Origin of the sequence: Nocardia puris (assembly GCF_003315035.1) — a bacterium.
Classification (GTDB): domain Bacteria; phylum Actinomycetota; class Actinomycetes; order Mycobacteriales; family Mycobacteriaceae; genus Nocardia; species Nocardia puris.
In genome coordinates, this window is the sequence record NZ_QNRE01000001.1 from 218,533 (window position 1) to 237,886 (window position 19,354).

At 71.5% G+C, this 19,354-nt stretch carries 21 protein-coding genes and 1 pseudogene; 5 read left to right on the plus strand and 17 right to left on the minus strand.

The window, feature by feature from the left end; translation table 11 throughout:
* Positions 1-121 precede the first annotated feature (121 nt).
* Positions 122-592: a hypothetical protein gene (locus DFR74_RS00970; RefSeq protein WP_067509593.1), complete on the plus strand. Its 471-nt coding sequence runs from the start codon at positions 122-124 to the stop codon at positions 590-592.
* A gap of 61 nt (positions 593-653) precedes the next feature.
* Here the strand turns inward: DFR74_RS00970 and rpe are convergent, their stop codons facing one another.
* The gene (gene rpe / locus DFR74_RS00975) at positions 654-1,307 is read right to left on the minus strand and encodes a ribulose-phosphate 3-epimerase (RefSeq protein WP_067509679.1); all 654 of its coding nucleotides are present in this window, start codon (positions 1,305-1,307) and stop codon (positions 654-656) included.
* Between the two features lie 113 nt (positions 1,308-1,420).
* Here rpe and DFR74_RS00980 point away from each other — a divergent pair, with 113 nt between their 5' ends.
* Together DFR74_RS00980 and DFR74_RS00985 are read left to right on the plus strand one after the other, a co-directional pair.
* Complete coding sequence (locus DFR74_RS00980; protein ID WP_067509595.1) at positions 1,421-1,843, plus strand: ATP-binding protein; 423 nt, start codon at positions 1,421-1,423, stop codon at positions 1,841-1,843.
* Positions 1,843-2,715, plus strand: a complete 873-nt coding sequence (locus DFR74_RS00985) for an RNA polymerase sigma factor SigF (protein WP_084537698.1) — start codon at positions 1,843-1,845, stop codon at positions 2,713-2,715. Before DFR74_RS00980 ends, DFR74_RS00985 begins: the two co-directional genes overlap by 1 nt.
* Here DFR74_RS00985 and DFR74_RS00990 read toward each other — a convergent pair.
* Together DFR74_RS00990 and DFR74_RS00995 are read right to left on the minus strand one after the other, a co-directional pair.
* Complete coding sequence (locus tag DFR74_RS00990) at positions 2,712-3,059, minus strand: MmcQ/YjbR family DNA-binding protein (RefSeq protein ID WP_067509597.1); 348 nt, start codon at positions 3,057-3,059, stop codon at positions 2,712-2,714. The two genes, DFR74_RS00985 and DFR74_RS00990, sit on opposite strands and share 4 nt — an antisense overlap.
* Positions 3,060-3,144: 85 nt before the next feature.
* The gene (locus DFR74_RS00995) at positions 3,145-3,849 is read right to left on the minus strand and encodes an alpha/beta fold hydrolase (protein ID WP_067509599.1); all 705 of its coding nucleotides are present in this window, start codon (positions 3,847-3,849) and stop codon (positions 3,145-3,147) included.
* Between the two features lie 83 nt (positions 3,850-3,932).
* Between DFR74_RS00995 and DFR74_RS01000 the strand changes: the two genes are divergently transcribed.
* A complete protein-coding gene (locus tag DFR74_RS01000) occupies positions 3,933-4,523 on the plus strand; it encodes a TetR/AcrR family transcriptional regulator (protein ID WP_198161748.1) in 591 nt (196 codons plus the stop codon).
* Between the two features lie 24 nt (positions 4,524-4,547).
* Here DFR74_RS01000 and DFR74_RS01005 read toward each other — a convergent pair whose 3' ends face one another.
* The 8 genes and pseudogenes from DFR74_RS01005 to DFR74_RS36870 form a co-directional block, all read right to left on the minus strand.
* Positions 4,548-5,387, minus strand: coding sequence for a DUF4253 domain-containing protein (locus DFR74_RS01005; RefSeq protein ID WP_147265718.1), 840 nt, complete (start codon positions 5,385-5,387; stop codon positions 4,548-4,550).
* Positions 5,388-5,490: 103 nt separating this feature from the next.
* Positions 5,491-6,915: pseudogene (locus tag DFR74_RS01010) on the minus strand (RsmB/NOP family class I SAM-dependent RNA methyltransferase); the annotation flags it as partial.
* A 1,021-nt stretch (positions 6,916-7,936) separates the two neighbouring features.
* Positions 7,937-8,860: a methionyl-tRNA formyltransferase gene (gene fmt / locus DFR74_RS01015; protein WP_067509605.1), complete on the minus strand. Its 924-nt coding sequence runs from the start codon at positions 8,858-8,860 to the stop codon at positions 7,937-7,939.
* Positions 8,860-9,417, minus strand: a complete 558-nt coding sequence (gene def, locus DFR74_RS01020; RefSeq protein WP_067509607.1) for a peptide deformylase — start codon at positions 9,415-9,417, stop codon at positions 8,860-8,862. The genes fmt and def overlap by 1 nt, the downstream gene beginning before the upstream one ends.
* Before the next feature lie 83 nt (positions 9,418-9,500).
* Positions 9,501-10,499, minus strand: coding sequence for an esterase/lipase family protein (locus DFR74_RS01025; RefSeq protein WP_067509685.1), 999 nt, complete (start codon positions 10,497-10,499; stop codon positions 9,501-9,503).
* A gap of 104 nt (positions 10,500-10,603) precedes the next feature.
* Positions 10,604-11,275 carry a PadR family transcriptional regulator gene (locus DFR74_RS01030; protein WP_067509609.1) on the minus strand — a complete coding sequence of 224 codons (672 nt, stop codon included), beginning with the start codon at positions 11,273-11,275 and terminating at the stop codon, positions 10,604-10,606.
* Positions 11,276-11,430: 155 nt separating this feature from the next.
* Positions 11,431-11,811 carry a TetR family transcriptional regulator C-terminal domain-containing protein gene (locus DFR74_RS01035; RefSeq protein ID WP_084537700.1) on the minus strand — a complete coding sequence of 127 codons (381 nt, stop codon included), beginning with the start codon at positions 11,809-11,811 and terminating at the stop codon, positions 11,431-11,433.
* A 39-nt stretch (positions 11,812-11,850) separates the two neighbouring features.
* Positions 11,851-11,967, minus strand: a complete 117-nt coding sequence (locus tag DFR74_RS36870) for a TetR family transcriptional regulator (protein ID WP_228788479.1) — start codon at positions 11,965-11,967, stop codon at positions 11,851-11,853.
* Between the two features lie 39 nt (positions 11,968-12,006).
* On the opposite strand from DFR74_RS36870, the gene DFR74_RS01040 reads away from it, so the two are divergent.
* Positions 12,007-12,204 carry a hypothetical protein gene (locus tag DFR74_RS01040; protein WP_067509611.1) on the plus strand — a complete coding sequence of 66 codons (198 nt, stop codon included), beginning with the start codon at positions 12,007-12,009 and terminating at the stop codon, positions 12,202-12,204.
* Positions 12,205-12,593: 389 nt separating this feature from the next.
* Here DFR74_RS01040 and DFR74_RS36875 read toward each other — a convergent pair whose 3' ends face one another.
* The 6 genes from DFR74_RS36875 to mihF form a co-directional block, all read right to left on the minus strand.
* A complete protein-coding gene (locus DFR74_RS36875) occupies positions 12,594-15,104 on the minus strand; it encodes a primosomal protein N' (protein WP_232331760.1) in 2,511 nt (836 codons plus the stop codon).
* Positions 15,105-15,171: 67 nt separating this feature from the next.
* Positions 15,172-16,383: a methionine adenosyltransferase gene (gene metK, locus DFR74_RS01055; protein WP_067509613.1), complete on the minus strand. Its 1,212-nt coding sequence runs from the start codon at positions 16,381-16,383 to the stop codon at positions 15,172-15,174.
* 235 nt (positions 16,384-16,618) lie between these two features.
* Positions 16,619-17,848, minus strand: coding sequence for a bifunctional phosphopantothenoylcysteine decarboxylase/phosphopantothenate--cysteine ligase CoaBC (gene coaBC / locus DFR74_RS01060; protein WP_067509616.1), 1,230 nt, complete (start codon positions 17,846-17,848; stop codon positions 16,619-16,621).
* 81 nt (positions 17,849-17,929) lie between these two features.
* Positions 17,930-18,205, minus strand: a complete 276-nt coding sequence (gene rpoZ / locus DFR74_RS01065) for a DNA-directed RNA polymerase subunit omega (RefSeq protein WP_067509618.1) — start codon at positions 18,203-18,205, stop codon at positions 17,930-17,932.
* 102 nt (positions 18,206-18,307) lie between these two features.
* Positions 18,308-18,889: a guanylate kinase gene (gene gmk, locus DFR74_RS01070; RefSeq protein WP_067509620.1), complete on the minus strand. Its 582-nt coding sequence runs from the start codon at positions 18,887-18,889 to the stop codon at positions 18,308-18,310.
* Positions 18,890-18,897: 8 nt separating this feature from the next.
* A complete protein-coding gene (mihF, locus tag DFR74_RS01075; protein ID WP_011210150.1) occupies positions 18,898-19,218 on the minus strand; it encodes an integration host factor, actinobacterial type in 321 nt (106 codons plus the stop codon).
* Positions 19,219-19,354: the final 136 nt, after the last annotated feature.

The following is a 19,354-nucleotide window of genomic DNA, read 5'->3' on the forward strand; positions in this document are numbered from 1 at the left end:
AACTTCCGACACCGATGACCGCCTTTTCGAGATCACCACGCCGACCGAAGAATTCCATCACTCGAGGAAGCAGGACCGACATCGTGGGTCCACACGAGTTCGACACAGTTGGGGGTGCCGCGTGACCACTCTGCTCGATTCCACGCTGGAGGTGCGCTGCGTGCAGTACCGGCGCGAGTTCCACATGCCCGCGTCGATCGATCCCACGTCACGCCGCATCCTCCTGCACATCGGCACCCACTACGGTGCCATCACGATGCCCGCCGATCTCGGCGAGCGCGTCCGGCAGAAGCTCGCGCAGGCCCGCATCGCCGCACCCGTCGTGCACCACCCGCGCGCCCGGCGCTGGACCTTCATCACCGGCCCGTGCCGGCCCGACACCCTCACCACCGCGGTCTCGGCCGAACTGTTCCGGCTCTACGCCACCGTCGCGTGCACCGGCAGCCAGGTGGTGCTCCCCTCCCCCGACGACGAGCGCACCGGCTACCGCACCTGGATCGAACCGCCGCAGAACGCGACGGCCCTCCCGCCGCTCGGCACGGTCGTCGAGGCCACGCGGGCGATCGGATCGCCGAAAGCGCGCCTGCTGTAAGAGGATTCGCGCCTCCTGACGGGTCGGCCAACGAGCGCCGACCCGTTCCGGCGTGCGCGATTCAAACCCGGACGGCGGCCGCTCGCCTGCGCAGCGCTTCGACGGTCGCGCCCGGGTCGGCGGTGTTGTAGACGGCCGAACCCGCGACGAAGCAGTCGATCCCGGCCTCGGCGGCCTGCTCGATGGTGTCGGCGTTGATCCCGCCGTCGATCTCCACCACCAGGCGCAGCTCGCCCGAGTCCACCAGCCTGCGGACGACGCGCGCCTTCTCCAGCACCTGCGGGATGAACGACTGTCCACCGAAACCCGGCTCGACGCTCATCACCAGCAGGGTGTCGAAATCGCGCAGGATCTCCAGATAGGGCTCGATCGGGGTGTTGGGCTTCACCGAGAGCCCCGCCTTCGCGCCGGCCGCGCGGATGTCGCGAGCCACCGCCACCGGATCGTCGGTGGCCTCGGCGTGGAAGGTCACGTTGTAGGCGCCCGCCTCCGCGTACGGCGGCGCCCAGCGACCCGGATCCTCGATCATCAGGTGGCAATCCAGCGGGATGTCGGTGGCCTTCAGCAGGCTCTCCACCACCGGCAGGCCGAGGGTCAGGTTGGGCACGAAATGGGCGTCCATCACATCGACGTGCAACCAGTCCGAGCCCTCCACACGGCGGGCCTCGGCGGCCAGATTCGCGAAGTCGGCGGACAGGATGGACGGGGCGATCATCGGCTGGGCCGGGCGGGTGAACGTCACAACGCGGGAGTGTACCGAGCCCGGCGCGCGCCCCGCCGGGGGCAATCGGTGATTGTCCACGTCCGTCAATGGGTAGCCTGTGCAGAGTGATCAACATTTCGGCGGAACAGGGGCTCTTCAGCACCCCGGTGGAGATTCGGGTGGCCGCGTCGGTCACACAGCTGCCCATTGTGCGCGGGCTCGCCGAAACCCTGGTGCTACTCAGCGATTTCACCCTGGACGAGGTGGCCGACATCCGGTTGGCCGTCGACGAGGTCTGCTCGACGCTCATCGCGCTCGCCGCGCCCGGCACCAGCCTGGACTGCAAGTTCACCATCGGCGAGACCGAATTGGTGGTGCGGGTCACCGGCATCGCGGCGGCCGAGGGACTCCCCGATCAGCGCAGTTTCGGCTGGCACGTGCTGCGCACCCTGACCGACACGGTGGAGGCCACGCAGGACGCCTTCGACGCCGCGGCATCCGGATATCCGACAGCGGTCGAGTTCCGTCGGGTCCGGGGGAAGGCGTAGTGGCGGACGAGGACGCCGTGTTCGACCCCCGGCGCGCGAAGGCACCCGCCGACGCCACCGAGCACGCCGTCACCGTGGCGGAGGAGGACGCCGAACTCGTCGCCGAAGCGCGCAAATCCTCCGGATACGACGATGTCGGCGCGCTGTTCGAGAAACTCTCCGCCCGTGAGCCCGGCACCCCCGAGCACGCGGCGGTGCGCGACGAGCTGATCAGCCGCTGCATCCCGCTGGCCGACCACATCGCCCGCAAGTTCAGCGGCCGCGGCGAACCGTTCGACGATCTGACGCAGGTGGCGCGCGTCGGCTTGGTACACGCGGTGGACCGGTTCGACGTGAGCCGCGGCTCCAACTTCCTGTCCTTCGCGGTGCCGACCATCATGGGTGAGGTCCGCCGCTACTTCCGCGACAACACCTGGGCGATGCGCGTGCCGCGCCGCGTCAAGGAAACGCACCTGCGCATCGGTTCGGCCATCGACACGCTCTCCCAGACCCTCGGCCGCTCCCCCACGGCCAAGGAGATCGCCGCCGAACTCGACGTCGATCCCGACGAGGTGACCCAGGCCGTCATCGCGGGCAACGCCTACCAGCCGAGTTCCATCGACGCGGCCGCGCTGGGCCGCGACACCGACGCGTCGCTGCTGGACACCCTCGGCGAGGAGGAGTCGCAGTTCGACCGGGTGGAGGAATACGTGGCGATCCGTCCGCTGCTGGCGGGGCTGCCCGAGCGCGAGCGGCGGATTCTCACCATGCGGTTCTTCGAATCCATGACCCAGACGCAGATCGCCCAGCAGATGGGGATCTCGCAGATGCACGTGTCCCGGATTCTCGCCAAAACCCTTGCGCGGCTGCGGGAACTGTCCAGTAGGGACTAGACCGCCCGCTCCCGTTGCTTGCGGATCTTCGCGGGTGCGGCGAGCCACCAGGCCGCGTCGATCAGTTCGCGCAGCTGGTCGGGCGCGACCCGGTCCAGGTCGATGAGGATGTACGGGTAGCCGTCGTAGTGGGGTGTGGTGTAGAACGCGGGATCCCCCGAGGAGAGCAGCGCCTCCTTCTCGGCCATCTCGCACTGCAACACCAGCCCGCCCTCGGCCTCCGACCGCAACCGCGCGAACCCCTTCCCGCCCACTTTCAGCGCGGGGCTGCGCCACCAGGTCGACTCCTCGACCGCGGGAAGTTCGGTCGCCATCCCCACCACGTCCTGCCACGTCAAGGTCATGGATTCAGTCTGAGCGCTCGGCCGCGGCCGCGCTTGGACGAATGGAACGACACGCCTCCCGGGCCGGAGCCGTCCGGTCTTCTCGCTATCGCGTGGCGGGGCACTCCGTCGGCAGCGTCCACTCCGAAAGGGCCGCCGAGAGCACCTCGGCGAGCGCCACCGGTTGCTCACGGGCCACGAGGTGGCCGGCATCCTCGATCGTGGTCACCGCGGCGTGCGGCACCGCGCGCAGGAATCGGGCGGTATCCCCGTCCGTGAGCGGTGAGGCACCGCCCGCGCGGATGAGCAGGACGGGCAGGTCCAGCTCCACGGCGGTCGCCCGCAGTCGCGGCAGCTGTGCGAAGATATCGTCGACGATCTCGCGGTATCGGCCGTATCCCCTTGCCTCGCTGAGGAATTCGCGGACCCGGTCGGGGTCGGCATCGGGGACCACATCCACCAGTGCGAGGCCCGCCACCCGGGCTCGCACGGCCGGGTCTCGGAGCGCGGCAATCGTGGCGAGACCGCCCAGCGAAGCGCCGACGAGCACGCAGCCCGCCGGCTCGGCCGCCACCATGGCGGCGACATCGCCGGCACACGGCGCGAGCGCACGTGCCGCACCGCCGCTGTCGCCGTGACCGCGCTGATCGTAAGCGACACAACGGAATCCGGCCGCAGTAAGCACATCGATCACCGGCCGCCAGACCGAACGGCGCTCGCCACCCGCGTGGAGCAGCAGAACCGTGGGGCCCGCGCCGGCTTCCTCGCCCCGGAGCATCGCGCCGGGGCGGTCGAGACACCGGTCGCCCATGGGTGACACCGCCTCTCCTACCTTGACCAATCAAAGCAAAGGGTAGTGCTGATACTTTGAGTGGTCAAGGTAGAGTGCGCCGCGTGACCACTTCGCGAGTGCGGCGCACGCCGGAAGACGCACGGCGTCTCATTCTCGACACCGCCGAACGACTGCTGATCGAGGGCGGCGTGGCCGCCGTCCAGGTCCGGGCCGTCGCGGCCCGAGCCGGTATGACCGACGCGGGGGTGAACCATCACTTCGGCGGTCGCGACCGCCTCCTCGAAGCCTTGCTGCGCCACGGCGGCCGCAAGCTCCGCGCCGGCGTGGCCGCGGTACTGGACTCCTGGCTCGGCCGAGCGACCGACCTCGGCGAACTGGTCGAGACGCTGGCCGCCTTCTACCGGCAGGGCTACGGCGAGTTGGCCGTCGCGCTGCACGCCGCCGGATGGCGCGACGAGGGCGCGGGGATGCTCGACCCGATCGTGGCGGCGATCCACGCGCGCCGCGCCGACCCCGGGGCGACCGTCGAGGACACGCGGCTGGCGGTCGCCGCCCTGCACCAGGCCATCGCCACCGATCCTGTCTACGGCTCGGTGTTCCGCCGCAGCGCGGGGCTCTCCGACGAGACCACATCCGACGCCCAAATCGACTGGTGGACAAACTATCTCAGCAGTGCGCTCGGATTGAAATAGCAGGCTTCATCGAGCCCCTGGTGCTCAGTCCCACCAGAGGCGCCAGACCGGCTGGAGGAGGCGGTGGGCGAGGGCGTCGAGGGTGTCGTGGTCCTGGTAGACGCTGTCGGAGCAGTAGGCGAAGGCTTCCAGGGCGGCGGTGAGGGCCTCGTCGCGGGTGGTGATCGCGCGGCCGGTGCGCAACCACATGGTGCCGAGCTCGAGGGCGACGAGTTCGGTGTCCCAGTGGAACGTCCAGCGGCGCAGGACGGCGGCGTGCGCGCCCGCGTCGATGTCGTGATTGCAGGCGCCGTCCCAGGCCAGGCGGCCGGGCACGTCCCAGGGGTAGCGGACCGGGACGAGGGCGAGCTGGTCGAGCTCGTCGCCGACGATGCTCCACACGTCGGACCAGTCGAATCCGAGGTGGCGGTCGGGGGTCAGGTCGTCCGCGGAGAAGGTGACGCGGTCGTCGCGCGGGATCGGGTCGTCATCGTCTTCCTCGGCCTCGGCGTGCCGGGCGTCGAGTTCGGCGGCGAGCCAGCGCTGCGCGTCCACGTCGGCGAGCGCGGGTGGGCCGGCGAGCGCGCAGGTACTCCAGGTGTAGGAATTGGTCAGGACCGGCCACAATCCGGTGCTCGCGTACCGCTGCCGGAACGTCGTCCACAGGTCGGCGGCCCGATATCCGGGCTCGACCGGCGTGACCCACACCCGCGTACCATCCAGATCCAGATCCAGATCCGGCTGCGGCGCGAAACGCACCGTGCCGGCGGCACTTTCGACATCGGCGACGAGGACCGCCGGGTCCTCCCCCACCCAAGGCTCCACCGGCTCCCACGCCCCGATCCGGTCGGGCGCGATGGCCGGAACCTCGAATTCCACTCCCACGGTTGGTATTCCCTCGTTCGGTCCGTCGATGACGCACGGAGCGTACCGGTGCGGTCCGACAGGGAGGTGTCCGTTGCGGCGCCGCCGACCCGACGCGGCACGTCTACCCCTCGACCGGTTTGCGCAAGGCCGCCATGAACATGGCGTCGGTGCCGTGGCGGTGCGGCCACAGTTGGGCGCCGGGGCCGTCGCCGATATCGGTGACGCCCGGTAGGAGGGGGTGGGTGTCGAGTTCGACGGCGCCGGTGCGGCGGACGTGGTCGGCGACGACGGCGACGGTCTCGGCCAGGTGCGGGGAGCACGTGGAGTAGACGACGACACCGCCCGGACGCACCAGATCCCATGCGGCAGCAAGCAATTCGCGTTGCAGGGCGACGAGCTCACGGACGTCGGCGGGAGTGCGGCGCCAGCGCGATTCGGGGCGGCGGCGCAGCGCGCCGAGTCCGGTGCACGGCGCGTCGACCAGCACGCGGTCGTAGCCGGGGGTGAGCCCGCTCGTGCGGCCGTCGACCACGTGCACCTCGACCGGCAGGTCGCGGGTGGCCTTGCGGACCAGTTCGGCGCGGTGCTCGGCCGGTTCCACCGCGTCCACGTGGAAGCGGTCGATGGCGGCGAGCGCGCCGAGCAGCGCGGCCTTGCCGCCGGGGCCCGCGCACAGATCGAGCCAGCGGCCGCCGTCGGGGCCGACGAGTTCGGCGCGGCTGAGGCTCAGCGCGACCAGCTGACTGCCCTCGTCCTGCACGGCCGCCATGCCCTCGCGCACGGGCTCGAGCTTGCCGGGATCGCCGCCCTCCAGGTACACCGCGTAGGGCGACCAGCGCCCTTCTTCGCCGCCGGTGACCAGGGCCAGTTCTTCGGCGGTGATTTCGCCGGGCCGCGCGACCAGGTGCACGATCGGGCGTTCGTCGTCGGCGGCGAGCAGGTCGCGCAGTTCGCCCGCGTGCGCGCCGAGCGCGTCGGCGAAGGCCTGGGCGATCCAGGTGGGGTGCGCGTACTCGAACGCGAGCCGACCCACCGGATCGGCAGGCGCCAGCGCCTCGACCCACTCCTCGGCGGTGCGCTCGCCCGCCCGGCGCAGCACGGCGTTCACGAATCCCGAACGGCCCTGGCCGAATTCGGCCCTGGCGAGTTCGACGGAGGTGTCCACGGCCGCGTGCGCGCCGATCCGGGTGCGCAGCAGCTGGTAGACGCCCAGGCGCAGGATGTCGAGCAGCGGGCCGTCGATCTCGGCGACCGGCCTGCCCGCGCATTCGGCGATCACCGCGTCCAGCAGCCCCTGGGTGCGGCACGCGCCGTAGGTGAGTTCCGTGGCGAGCGCGGCGTCGCGTCCGTCGATGCGGCGCTCGCGCAGAAGTGCGGGCAGCACGAGGTTGGCGTACGCGTCGCGCTCGCGGACGGCGCGCAGGACTTCGAGCGCCGCCTCACGCGGCGGATCGACTCGGCCGGCACCGCGCCGACCGGAACCCCGATCACCTTCAGCCGCACCACGTTTCGGACCGGATGAACGATCGTTTCCTCGGGCGGACTTCCCGCCGCGGAACGACTCGGCGTCACCGGAGCGGCGATCCGCGGACTCCGCCCCGCTCCGACCGCGTGCCGAACCAGTGCGTGTGGACTCACCGCGATCACTCCGCGCACTGGAGCCTCCACCGAACTTCCCCCCGCGAGAATCGGTTCCACTCCTCGACCGGCCACCTTCCCGCCGACCGGGCCGGCCGTCTCCGAATCCCCCACTCGGGGAACGGGAGTCGCCCGATCGGCGCGAATCCGACTCCCAGCCGGACCGTCCCGCGTCACGCCCACCGGACCGTGCCGCACCACGTCCGCTCGACCGTGCGTCGTCCCGACCGCCGGATCGTCCCTCGTCACGACCGCCGAACCGCTCGTCACCACGCGCGCCCGGCTGATCGCCACGGCCACCGGACTGCTCCGCGTTACGGCCGCCCGCGCGCCACGTTTCGCGGCTACCCCCGCTGCCGCCCCCACCCGGCCGCTCGTCACCACGACCGCCTGACCACCCGGCATCACGCCCACCAGGCCGTTCGCCGCCACGTCCGCCGGCCTGTCCCGCGCCACGCCCACCGGACCAGGCGTCATCGCGTCCACTCGAACGCCCGGCATCGCGCCCACCGAACCGCGCCTCACCACGCCCACTCGACCACCCGGCCGACCGTGCGTCCCCTTGTCCACCGGTTCGCTGCGCACCACGCCCACCGAACCGCCCCGCATCGGAGTCGCGACTCCCGCGCGACCCCCACCGCTCACCCTGCGGCTTCTTCCGTTGTGCCCCAGCATCTTCCCCGCCGGATTTCCCACCCGGCTTGCCCCGATCCTTCCGCGATTCGCTCTCGCGAGCGGCCCGCTTGGCCCATCCGCCGTCGACGTCCCGCTCGCTCATACCCGCACCTCACCAACCATTCGGCGTCCGCGCGCCCCTCGGCGCACCGTCGACGCAACGCTCACAACCCCCACCGCACTTCGCCGCGACGCACCCGGTCGCGACCAGGAACGCCGGACGGAGCGTCCGGCGCCACGACAGCATCCCGCACTCATCCGACCACCGCGCCCGGCGCGAGCCGGGCGCCGCGGGCCCAATCGAGCGCGGCCATCATCCGCTTCCCCTGCGGCTGCACCTGATTCAGGCGCACCGCGGTGGTCGCGGTACCGACGTACACGCCGGTCTTGCGCACCTCGATGGCGCGTTCGGGCAGCGATTCCTCGACCATCTCCACCGGCCCGATCTTGAGGCGGGTGCCGTCGACCTCGGTCCACGCGCCGGGCGCGGGGGTGACGGCGCGCACGCGCCTGCTGATGGCGAGCGCGGGCTGATCCCAGCGGATGTGCGCGTCCTCGGCGGTCACCTTGTGCGCGTAGGAGACACCGTCGGTGGGCTGCGGAACCGCTTGCAGCACACCGTCTTCGATGCCGTCCATGGTCGACGCCAGCAGGCGCGCACCGGTTTCGGCGAGCCGCGCCAGCAGTTCACCCGCGGTGTCGGCGACCGATATCCGCTCGGTGACCACCCCGAACACCGGCCCGGTATCGAGCCCTTCCTCGATGAGAAACGTGGACGCGCCCGTGATCTCGTCCCCCGCGTCGATCGCCGCCTGCACCGGCGCCGCACCGCGCCAGGCGGGCAGCAGCGAGAAGTGCAGGTTGACCCACCCGTGGCGCGGCACGTCGAGCGCCGCGCGCGGCAGCAGCGCGCCGTAGGCGACGACAGGACAGCAGTCCGGCGCGAAATCGGCCAGCTGCGCGAGGAATTCGGGTTCGGACGGTTTGCGCGGCGTGAGCACCGGGATGCCGTGCTCGTCGGCGAGCAGTGCCACCGGCGACCGGCTCACCTTGCGCCCGCGCCCCGCGACGGCGTCGGGACGGGTGACGACCGCGACCACCTCGTGGCGCGCCGACTCGATCAGCGCGCGCAGCGACGGCACGGCCGGTTCGGGCGTACCCGCGAAGGCGAGGCGCATCAGCGGCTCCGCCCGAACGGCCCCGGCTGGCCCGAGCCGCGCGATTCGCGCACCGTGATGCCCGCGGTGAACCAGTCCGAGGTGCGGATGGTGCGCATCGCCTCCTTGCGCGACGCCGGGTCGAGCCGGTCGATGAACAGCACCCCGTCGAGGTGGTCGGTCTCGTGCTGCACGCAGCGCGCGAGCAGCCCTTCGGCCGCGAATTCCACGGGCGCGCCGTGCATGTCGACGCCCGAGGCGCGCACCCGCAGCGCCCGGCGCGTGTCGTAGTGCACGCCGGGGATGGACAGGCACCCCTCGGTCCCGACCTGTTCCTCGTCGCCCACCACGGTGTAGACCGGGTTCACCAGGTGCCCGGCCGCGTCACCGGTGTCGTAGACGAACACCCGCAACCCCACACCGATCTGCGGGGCGGCCATCCCGACCCCGCCGTCGTCGTGCATGGTGTCGACGAGGTCGGCGACCAGCTGGCGCAGCTCACGATCGAATTCGGTGACCTCCGCGGCGCGGGCGCGCAGAATCGGATCGCCGAACAGGCGAACTGGCTGAATGGTCACGGCGGCTCCCCGGGGGCGAACGGAATCACGGTCGACTCATTCTAGTGAGCGACCCCGGTCACCCCCGCACCGCGCGCGACCCCTCAGGAATTGCCCGCGATGATCACCTGCGGAATACCGGTCCCGAGCGGCACCGCCGCGCACACCGGCGCGGGCGCGTGCTCGGGATCGAGCACCTGCCGCAGCAGTTGCTGCACGAACGGGTCGTACACCATGTGGAAGTGGCCGGTCAGGTTTCCGGGGCACAGGTCCTGCACGGTGAGGTTCTCCGCGCCCGGCCCGCGCAACGGAATATTGGCGAACGGCTGGATCATCTCGTCCACCCGACTGCCGATCGTCACGTAGCGCACGCCGGGCACGGTGTCGCCGCCCGCGTTGAGCTCGGTCATGATCGGCGACCCCTGCGCCTGCTGCACCGCCGCGAGCGAGGTGACGCGGGCGAAGACCTCGAGCGCGCCCGGGATCGCCTGCGCGACGGGCACCAGCCCGTACATGACCCCGCCGTAGCTGGGCGAGGCCAGGCCGACCCAGGTGCCCACCTTCGGGGCGCCGCCCATCTTGTTGACGTAGAGCCGGGTCACGTTCGCGCCCTGCGAGAATCCGACGAGGTCCACCTGTTCTGCGCCGGTCTCGGCCAGCACTCGATCGACGAACCAGCCGATCTGGCGGGCGCTGTCGCGCAGGTCCTCGGTGCCGTAGGTGTCGGCGCCGGGCGCGCCGCCGTAGTTGAGCGCGAAGACGCAGAACCCGGCCGCCGCGAGTTGCGGGCCGATCGCCGACCAGTCGGAGTAGGCGGTCGAATCGGTGCCGTGCGCGAGCACGACGGGCCGGGGGTGCGCCGCGCTCGGGCGGCAGCCGAAATCGTTGGTGCCCACCGGGGCCGCGTCGCGGTGGGTCTTCAGATACTGTGCGGCGGCGAGATGGTCGGGCTGCGGCGGCGCCGTGTGGGTCGGCACGGCGGGCGGACGGATCGGCTCCGCTTCGGCGACCTCTGCGGGCTCCGCGCCGGCGGGACCCCCACCGCCGGCGAGCGAACCGACCACGACTCCCGCGACCAGCGCGAATGCCGCGACGAGCCGCAGCATTCGTGAAATTCCCCAACCCCACGCACCAGATGGCTGTTCCATCTCACAATCATGGCCTGAGATGGCTCAAATGCGCACTCCCCCGGAGGGTTTCGTGATGGTTACTTTTGGGTGGCGGAGTCGTCCTCGGCGAGGATCCGGTACAGCGCGCGCCGCGCGTCGGTGAGCACCTCGGCCGCCTTGGCCGCCTGCTCGGGGGTGCCGACCGCGGCCACCTGGGCGACGGCGCCCATCAGCTGGCCGGCCAGTTCGCGCAGGTCGATGGCCTGCGTGCCGACGTCCTCCTTGACCTGGGCCCACGGGTCACCGAGTTCTTCGCGGTGTTCCTCGACGTAGGCGGTGCCCGTGTCGGTGAGCTTCGCCGTCTTGCGGCCGGCGACCTTCTCGATGAGCACCAGTCCCTCGTCCTCGAGCTGCGCGAGCGCCGGGTAGATCGAGCCGGGGCTGGGGCGCCAGATGTCGTCGCTGCGCTCGCGGATCTGCTGGATGAGTTCGTAGCCGTGCATCGGGCGTTCGGTGAGTAGCAGCAGGACGGCGGCGCGCACGTCACCGCGCCTGCCGCGGCCGCCGCGGCCACGGCCGCGGCCGAAGGGCGGTCCGCCGAATCCCGGACCGAAACCGGGGCCGAACCCCGGCCCGAACTCCGGGCCGAATCCGTGCCGCCCGCCGCGGCGGTGTTCCTGGCCCCGCACGGGACCGTGCTCGGGGTCGAAACCACCCCAGCGGCCGCCGCGCCGCGCGAACTCGCGATGCCTGTGTTCCTTGTTCTCCATGATGAGCCTCCTCGGGCTTGGATGTTCTTAGTTGTTATCGACGATATATCGACAATGCATCCAACGCAAGCAGTCCTCGTCACATTCCCGCCCCGGAAACACGAAGGGCGCATCCGCGCATCGTTCGATGCCCGGACGCGCCCGCTGCCGGTTCGCTACATCGCCTCGATCCACCCGACCAGTCGGCGCCCCTCCGCGACCATCAGTTCCGGATCGCGAAAAGTGTTGGTGAGCATGGCGATTCCCTGATAGGCCGCGATGAGCGCGACCGCGAGTTCGCGCGCGTCGGCGCGGCCGGGCACGGCGAACTGCCGCTGCGCCCAGTCGATCAGCACCCCCATCACCTCGGCCGCGCGGCCGTCGAGGGGGTCGTCGCGCTTGTGCAGTTCGGCGGTGAGCGAACCGAACGGGCAGCCGTGGCGGGCCGCCATCTCGCGCTCCCCCACCCAGCCCTCGACGAGCGCGATCAACCGTTCGCGGGGCGTCGGCAGCGCGTCGAGCGAGGCGAGGAGTTCGCCCAGCCCGCGCGCGTGCACGCCGATCGCGGCCTCGATCAGCTGATCCTTGGTCTTGAACTAGTAGTAGACGTTGCCGACGGGCACGTCGGCCACCTTGGCGATGTCGGCGATCGAGGTCTTCTCCACGCCCCGCTCGTAGAAACGCGGACCGCGGCGTCGGCGAGCCGTTCCCACTCGGCGCTGGCCGCCGCTCTCGGCGAACCGATCCGCTTCGTGGAGCAGACGCGCGCGGAGGCGAAAGCGCAGTTGCTCGCGGTCATGCCGGAACCCGTCGCCGAGACCACCCTCGACATCCTCGGGGCGCCGACCGAGGACGAACGCCGGGTCAGCCCGGACATCGCGAACGTCCTCGGACGGGCCGCGCGGCCCTTCGAGGAGTGGGCGCACGCGCACATCGCCGCCTTCGGCTGAGGGCCGGCCGGTGCTGTGCTGGCATGCCATGACCCGATATCGGTACCCGCGCAATGGGATTCGTCCGGATTCGAACCACCGAGTGCGGTACCGAAGCAGCCTCGTCGGTAGCGCCGGCGTTCCGGATTCCCCCGCCGCCGACGTGAACTGGGCGACCGTCGGCAGCGAGCCGCTATCGGGTGGGAAGTCGAGCACCCGCTGGGGCAGGAAGGCTGTCGGACGTCGGGCGATGTCGGCCTGGTGCAGCAGGCCAGTGGTCCGCCCATGCCCGGCTGGCTGCGCAAGCACAGCGAGCCGATCGGTCGTCGCCGGCTGTCGGCCCGCTCGCATCCGCGGCGGCTGCGGCGGTCGCGCCCGCTGCGGCTGCCGTGGCGCGGGTCGTTTCCCGCTCAGCCGATGTCGACCGGGTCGATCTGGACGCGGAGGGGGGCGTCGGTGCGGTGGGTGCTGCGCACGGCTTGCGCGGCGGTGAGGGAGCGGGCGAGGGCTAGGCCGTCGCGGCGGGGGACGCGCAGGATCATGCGTTCGACCTCGGCGGGTGAATCGCCGGCGAACGGTTTGCGGGCGCCCGGGGGAAGTGGGACCGGGCCGAGCACTTGGGCGGTATCGGGAAGCTTTGCGGCGGCCAGCAATTCGGTGATCGCGTCGGAGGCCCCGTCGACGGCGGCCATGCGGACCGCGGGCGGGAAGCCGACTTCGGCGCGCGCCTCCACTTCGGCGCGGGCGTGGCCGATCGGATCCCAGCGGACCAGCGCCTGCACCGTCGGCAAGGACGGTTCGGCCATCACGATGACGCGGCCGTGCGCGCGGACCAGGGCGGCGGCGGCCATCCAGCGGCGCAGCGCGTCCTCGCTCGCGCGCAGGTCGGCGCGGCCGAGCAGCGCCCACCCGTCCAGCAGCAGCGCCACGCCGTAGCCGCCGCGCACGATCGGTTCCGCCCCGACGGTCGCCACCACCACCTGCGGGCCGGGCTCCACCGAATCGAGGACCCCTCCCCCACCGGACCCGCGGATCGGCACGCCGGGAAACGCGCGGCCCAGTTCCTCGGCGGTGCGCGCCGCGCCGATCACGACGGCGCGCAGCGCGCGGGACCCGCACGTCGCGCACCGGAACGCGGGTTCGGTGATGCCGCACCACCGGCAGCTCGGGCTGTGCGCCTCGTTGTCGCCGGGGCGTTCGACGGGTAGTGCCAGCGGCCCGTTGCAGCGGCGGCAGCGCGCGGGCGTGCGGCATTTCGCGCAGGCCAGCGCTGGGACGTAACCGCGACGCGGCACCTGAACCAGCACGGACGCGCCCTCTTTCAGCGCCGCACGAGCCGCTTCGAAGGCGACGCCCGGGATGCGCACCGCCCGCGCGACCGGATCGCGCGCCAGCGCGTGGTCGCTGTCGCCGGGCGCGCTGATGCGGGGGGCCGCCGCGCGCAGCACCGCACGGTCGGCGACGAGGTCGTGCGCCCAGCCCGAGTCGACCACCGCCTGGATCTCGGCGGTGCGGGCGAATCCGGCCGCCACGAACGCGGCGCCGGTCTCGTGGGCGCGCAGCATGGCGACCTCCCGCGCGTGCGGGTAGGGGGCGCGGGGTTCGGCGTAGGTGTCGTCGCCGTCGTCCCAGAGGACGAGCAGGCCCAGATCGTGGGCGGGCGCGAACACCGCGCTGCGGGTGCCGACCACCACCCGCGCCGTCCCCCGCAGCACCGCGAGCCAGCGCCGGTACCGGGCGGCGGGCCCCAACCCGGCGGCCAGACCGACGGCCGAATCCCCCACCAGCCGAGTGCATTCCGCCAGCACGCGGTCGAGATCGCGCTGATCGGGCACCATCAGGATCGCGCTGCGCCCGGCCGCGACCACCGTCGCCGCCAGCTCCGCCAACCGCCGCGCCCAATCCTCCCCGGGCAATGCCTGCCACGCCGCCCGCACCCCCTTCCCCTGCCGCAAGGCCGAGAGGAACGCACTCCCGTGCACGTATCGCTCCCAGGGCGCCGGATCGAATGGGAGATCGGTCTCACCCGAGGACCCGGCCTCCCCTCCCGAGCTGGAATCGCCTGCGCCCTCGTCGTTTACGTCATCGGCCGAGCCGGACGCCGACCGGCGCGGCTCGCTCGCTTCGGCCTCGCTTCCCCCGGACTCGGTCTCGTCCCCGGCGGCCTGATCACTCCGACGCGACGCGTCCACCTGGCCGTCACTCGCACCGCGGCCGATGCCTCCGTCCGCAGATTCGGGGTCGCCCACCGCCACTGCCTGGTCCCGACCGGTCGAACTCGGGGAACCGGCCGGGGCCGTTCGGCTGCCAGAGGGCGGCGTACCGGTCTCCGCCTCGATCGCGCCTCCACTGGACTCACCCCCGCCGGGCGTCGCGGACTCGAACTCCGGCACCTGGCCACCAGATGCGTCGAACGACCCGCCACCGGTCACATCCACGCCGAGGGGCTCGACCCGTTCGACACGGTTGTCCGCGAGAACCGCTGGATCACCATCCCCAGCAGCGGAATCGGAACCCCCTGCCGCCGTGGATGTTTCACCACCCTTCTTCCCCCCGTTCTCCGTCCGCGCGTGACGGGGTGGGATCGCCAGGCGAAGAACATCAGCGCGGGTGCCCGCGTACCGGGCGGCCACGGCCGTGACGAGATCCAGCACCTCGGGGGTGAGCACCCGTTCGGCCGACACCACCCGATCCAGTTCGGCCAGTTTCCCGCTGTGGTCGCTGCGTTCGAGCCGCGCCAGCAGGTACCCGTCGACCAACCGCCCCGAGAACCGCACGCGCACGCGCACACCGGGCTGGGCGATCTCGTCCAACGCCGGGGGCACGAGGTAGTCGAAGTCGCGGTCGAGGTGGGCCGGCGTCAACAAGGGGAGCACCCGGGCTACCGGGCGCTCCCCTGTCGTCGTCTCGCTAGAGGCCACGGACCCATCTTCCGTGGCGGTGGCGGGAGTATCCGCCCCGGGTCGGCTCACTCCCGCCCCGGCCGGACTACAGTCCGGCGGCCGCGCGCAACTTCTCGGCGCGGTCGGTGCGCTCCCACGGCAGGTCGATGTCGGTGCGGCCGAAGTGGCCGTACGCGGCGGTCGGCGCGTAGATGGGACGCAACAGGTCCAGGTCGCGGATGATCGCGCCGGGACGCAGGTCGAACACCTCGGTGATGGCCGAGGAGATGCGGGCCGGGTCCACCTTCTCGGTGCCGAAGGTCTCCACGAACAGGCCGACCGGGGCCGCCTTGCCGATGGCGTAGGCGACCTGCACCTCGACGCGGTCCGACAGGCCGGCCGCGACCACGTTCTTGGCGACCCAGCGCATGGCGTAGGCGGCGGAGCGGTCCACCTTCGACGGGTCCTTGCCGGAGAAGGCGCCGCCGCCGTGGCGGGCCATGCCGCCGTAGGTGTCGACGATGATCTTGCGGCCGGTGAGGCCCGCGTCGCCCATCGGGCCGCCGAGCACGAACTTGCCGGTGGGGTTGACCAGCAGGCGGATGTCGGAGGTGTCCAGCGTGGGCAGGTTCAGCTCGCCGACCACGGCCTCCACGACCTTCTCGCGGATGTCGGGGGCCAGCAGGTTGTCCAGGTCGATATCGGCGGCGTGCTGGGTGGAGACGACCACCGTGTCCAGCCGCACCGGGCGGTCGCCCTCGTATTCGATGGTGACCTGGGTCTTGCCGTCCGGGCGCAGGTAGGGCAGCACGCCGGTCTTGCGCACCTCGGTGAGGCGGCGCGAGAGGCGGTGCGCCAGCGCGATCGGCAGCGGCATGAGCTCGGGGGTGTCGGTGGTGGCGTAGCCGAACATCAGGCCCTGGTCGCCCGCGCCCTGCTTGGCGATCTCGTCGTCCTCGCCGCCGACGCGCGCCTCGTGCGAGGTGTCCACGCCCTGGGCGATATCGGGCGACTGGGCGCCGATCGCGATGTTCACACCGCAGGAGTTGCCGTCGAAACCCTTTGCGGACGAGTCGTATCCGATCTCGAGCACCTTCTCGCGGACGATGCGCGGGATGTCGGCGTAGGCGGAGGTGGTCACCTCACCGGCGACGTGCACCTGTCCGGTGGTGACCAGGGTCTCCACCGCGACCCGGCTGCGCGGGTCCTCCGTCAGCAACGCGTCGAGGATGGAATCGCTGATGGCGTCACAGATCTTGTCCGGATGACCCTCGGTCACGGACTCACTGGTGAATAGGCGGCTGCCAGTCGTGCGCACAGTTGTTCCCTCTCCCTCAACGGGTTTCTCGTATCGGATGGCCACAGCGACAGTAACGCCATGTCGCGGTCGCGCAACCCTTCATCTCAGACTATTCCAAACGCTGGACGCGGCGCGGCCGCTGCTCCCCGCCGCCCAGCCTATCCCGGCGGATGGCCGCGGTGGCGCGGTTCGGCGCATCGTGTCGGACGCGCCGATGATCCGGCGTCGCAACGCAATTCACCGGGCGGGCACGCTACCGGTCGCGCAGCAGCGGGCCGAGCGCGTCGAGCACCCGGCTGGCCAGCAGGGCCTTCGACCCGTGGTCGAGGGCCTGTTCGGTGCCGTCGGCGCCGAGCAGCCAGCCGTCGTTGGTGTCCACCTCGAACGCCTTGCCCTCGCCGACCGCGTTCACGACCAGCAGATCGCAGCCCTTGCGGGCCAGTTTGGCGCGGGCGTGGGTGAGCACGTCGCCGTGCTCGTCCCCGGTCTCGGCGGCGAAACCGACGATCGCGGTGCCGGTGAGCTGCCCGTCGCGTCGCGCCTGCACCAACCCGGCCAGGATGTCGGGGTTCTTGGTGAGCGCGATGGAGTCGGGCTCACCGGCGCCCTTCTTGATCTTGGTGGCGGCCATGGTGGAGGGCCGGAAATCGGCGACGGCCGCGGCCATGATCACCGCGTCGGCGCCGACGGCGTGCTTCTCGACGGCGGTCTCGAGCTGTTCGGCGGTGGTGATGTGCACCAGGTCGACGGCGGCGGGCGCGGCCATCTCGATGGTGTTGCCCGCGATCAGCGTGACCTGCGCGCCGCGCTGGGCGGCGACCCTGGCCAGCGCGTACCCCTGCTTGCCGGAGCTGCGATTGCCGAGGAAGCGCACCGGATCCAGCGGTTCCCGCGTGCCGCCCGCCGTGATCACCAGGCGGCGGCCCTCGAGATCGCGCGGGATGGCGTCGGCGCGTTCGAGCAGCAGCGAGGCCAGACCGAAGATCTCCTCGGGCTCGGGCAGCCGGCCGGGGCCGGTGTCGGTGCCGGTGAGGCGGCCGTGCGCGGGTTCCATGACGGTCGCGCCGTGCGCGCGCAGCGTCTCGACGTTCGCGACGGTGGCGGGGTGCTCCCACATCTCGGTGTGCATCGCGGGCGCGAACAGTACGGGACATCGCGCCGTCAGCAGGGTGGCGGTGAGCAGGTCGTCGGCGCGGCCCTGCGCGGCGCGGGCCATCAGGTCGGCGGTGGCCGGGGCGATGACCACCAGATCGGCTTCCTGCCCCAGCCGCACGTGCGGCACCTCCGGCACATCGGTGAAGACGTCGGTGTGCACGGGATTGCCGGACAGCGCCTCGAAGGTGGCCTTGCCGACGAACTCCAGCGCCGAGGCCGTCGGGATGACCCGGACGTGGTGCCCGGTCTCGGTGAAACGCCGCACGAGAGCGCAGGCCTTGTAGGCGGCGATCCCGCCGCCCACGCCGACGACGATGCGAGTGGTCACTGCGCCTCCGTGTGGGGCTGGTCCCCGCGCACGGGGGGAGTTCTGGGGTGCGGCTTCACGCGACGGGCACGCCGTGCGGCGTTATTCGCCTTCGGAGTGCTCGAGCAGATCGGAGTGGATCTCGCGCATGGCCACCGACAGCGGCTTCTCCTGCAGACCCGGCTCGACCAGCGGGCCGACGTACTCGAGGATGCCGTCGCCGAGCTGGTTGTAGTAGTCGTTGATCTGGCGCGCCCGCTTGGCCGCGTAGATGACCAGCGCGTACTTGGACGACGTGCGCTCGAGCAGCTCGTCGATCGGCGGGTTGGTGAGGCCGATCGGGGTGTCGTACGCGGGCGCGGTCTGGGTGTCGCTCACTGGTGAGGCTCCTGCGGGTTGTCGTGGAAGGATCGGCGGATCGGGGCCGCCGCGGCGCGAGCGGAGCCCCGGCCTGCGGGCCGGGCCTCCACGATACGGCGGCTACCTCGAATTTGTGCTAACGAACAACGATACCAACTGCTCGCAGGCGCTGGTCACCTCGTCGTTCACGATGACGATGTCGAACTCGTCACAGGCCGCCAATTCGACCCGCGCGGTCGCGAGCCTGCGCTCGATGACCTCGGGGGATTCGGTGCCGCGGGACCGGAGCCGGGTGACCAGCTCATCCCAGCTGGGCGGGGCCAGGAAGACCAGGAGGGCCTCCGGGATGGCCCGGCGCACGGACCGCGCGCCCTCGAGGTCGACCTCGACCAGCACGGGCTTGCCCGCGGCCATCGCCGCACGCACCGGTGCGGCGGGGGTGCCCGAACGCTGCAGGCCGCCGTGGATGTCGGCCCATTCGAGCAGTTCGTCCGCCGCGATCATGGCGTCGAACTGCTCACGGGTGACGAACCGGTAGTCGCGGCCGTCGACCTCGCCGGGCCGGGGGGCCCTGGTGGTCGCCGACACGCTGAAGACCAGTTCCGGCAGGCGTTCCCGCACACATCGAACGACCGTGGACTTGCCCACGGCCGAGGGGCCGACCAGTACTACCAGCCGACCCTTCCGCGTGTGTTCGACCACCCTCGTCGTCAGGCGTCGAAGTCGAACCGGGCCAGCAGCGCCTTGCGCTGCCGATCGCCGAGTCCGCGCAGGCGGCGGGTGGGGGCGATCTCCAGCTCGCTCATGATCTCGGCCGCCTTGACCTTGCCGACCTTGGGCAGGGCCTCCAGCAGCGCCGAAACCTTCATCTTGCCGAGGATCTCATCGGTCTCGGCATCGGCGAGGACGCTCTTCAGGTCGGTGCCGCCACGCTTCAAGCGCTCCTTGAGCTCCGCCCGAGCGCGGCGAGCGGCAGCCGCCTTCTCCAAAGCAGCGGCGCGCTGCTCGTCAGTCAGCTGGGGAAGGGCCACGGTTCCTCCGTCTCATCGTTCATTGCATCAATCACCGCCGGTAAACCCGGTGGTCTCAGCGACCGTACCCACGACGCCCGCCGATTGCGAACCCACCCCCCAGGTCAGCGCATGATTCGCCGATGCCGTAAGGGCG

Coding starts and splice junctions, on each gene's coding strand:
- DFR74_RS00990 (WP_067509597.1), bottom strand. CDS start 3,059: ATGACCTTGACGTGGCAGGACGTGGTGGGGATGGCGACCGAACTTCCC.
- DFR74_RS00995 (WP_067509599.1), bottom strand. CDS start 3,849: ATGGGCGACCGGTGTCTCGACCGCCCCGGCGCGATGCTCCGGGGCGAG.
- fmt (WP_067509605.1), bottom strand. CDS start 8,860: ATGCGCCTCGCCTTCGCGGGTACGCCCGAACCGGCCGTGCCGTCGCTG.
- rpe (WP_067509679.1), bottom strand. CDS start 1,307: ATGATCGCCCCGTCCATCCTGTCCGCCGACTTCGCGAATCTGGCCGCC.
- DFR74_RS01030 (WP_067509609.1), bottom strand. CDS start 11,275: ATGGAGAACAAGGAACACAGGCATCGCGAGTTCGCGCGGCGCGGCGGC.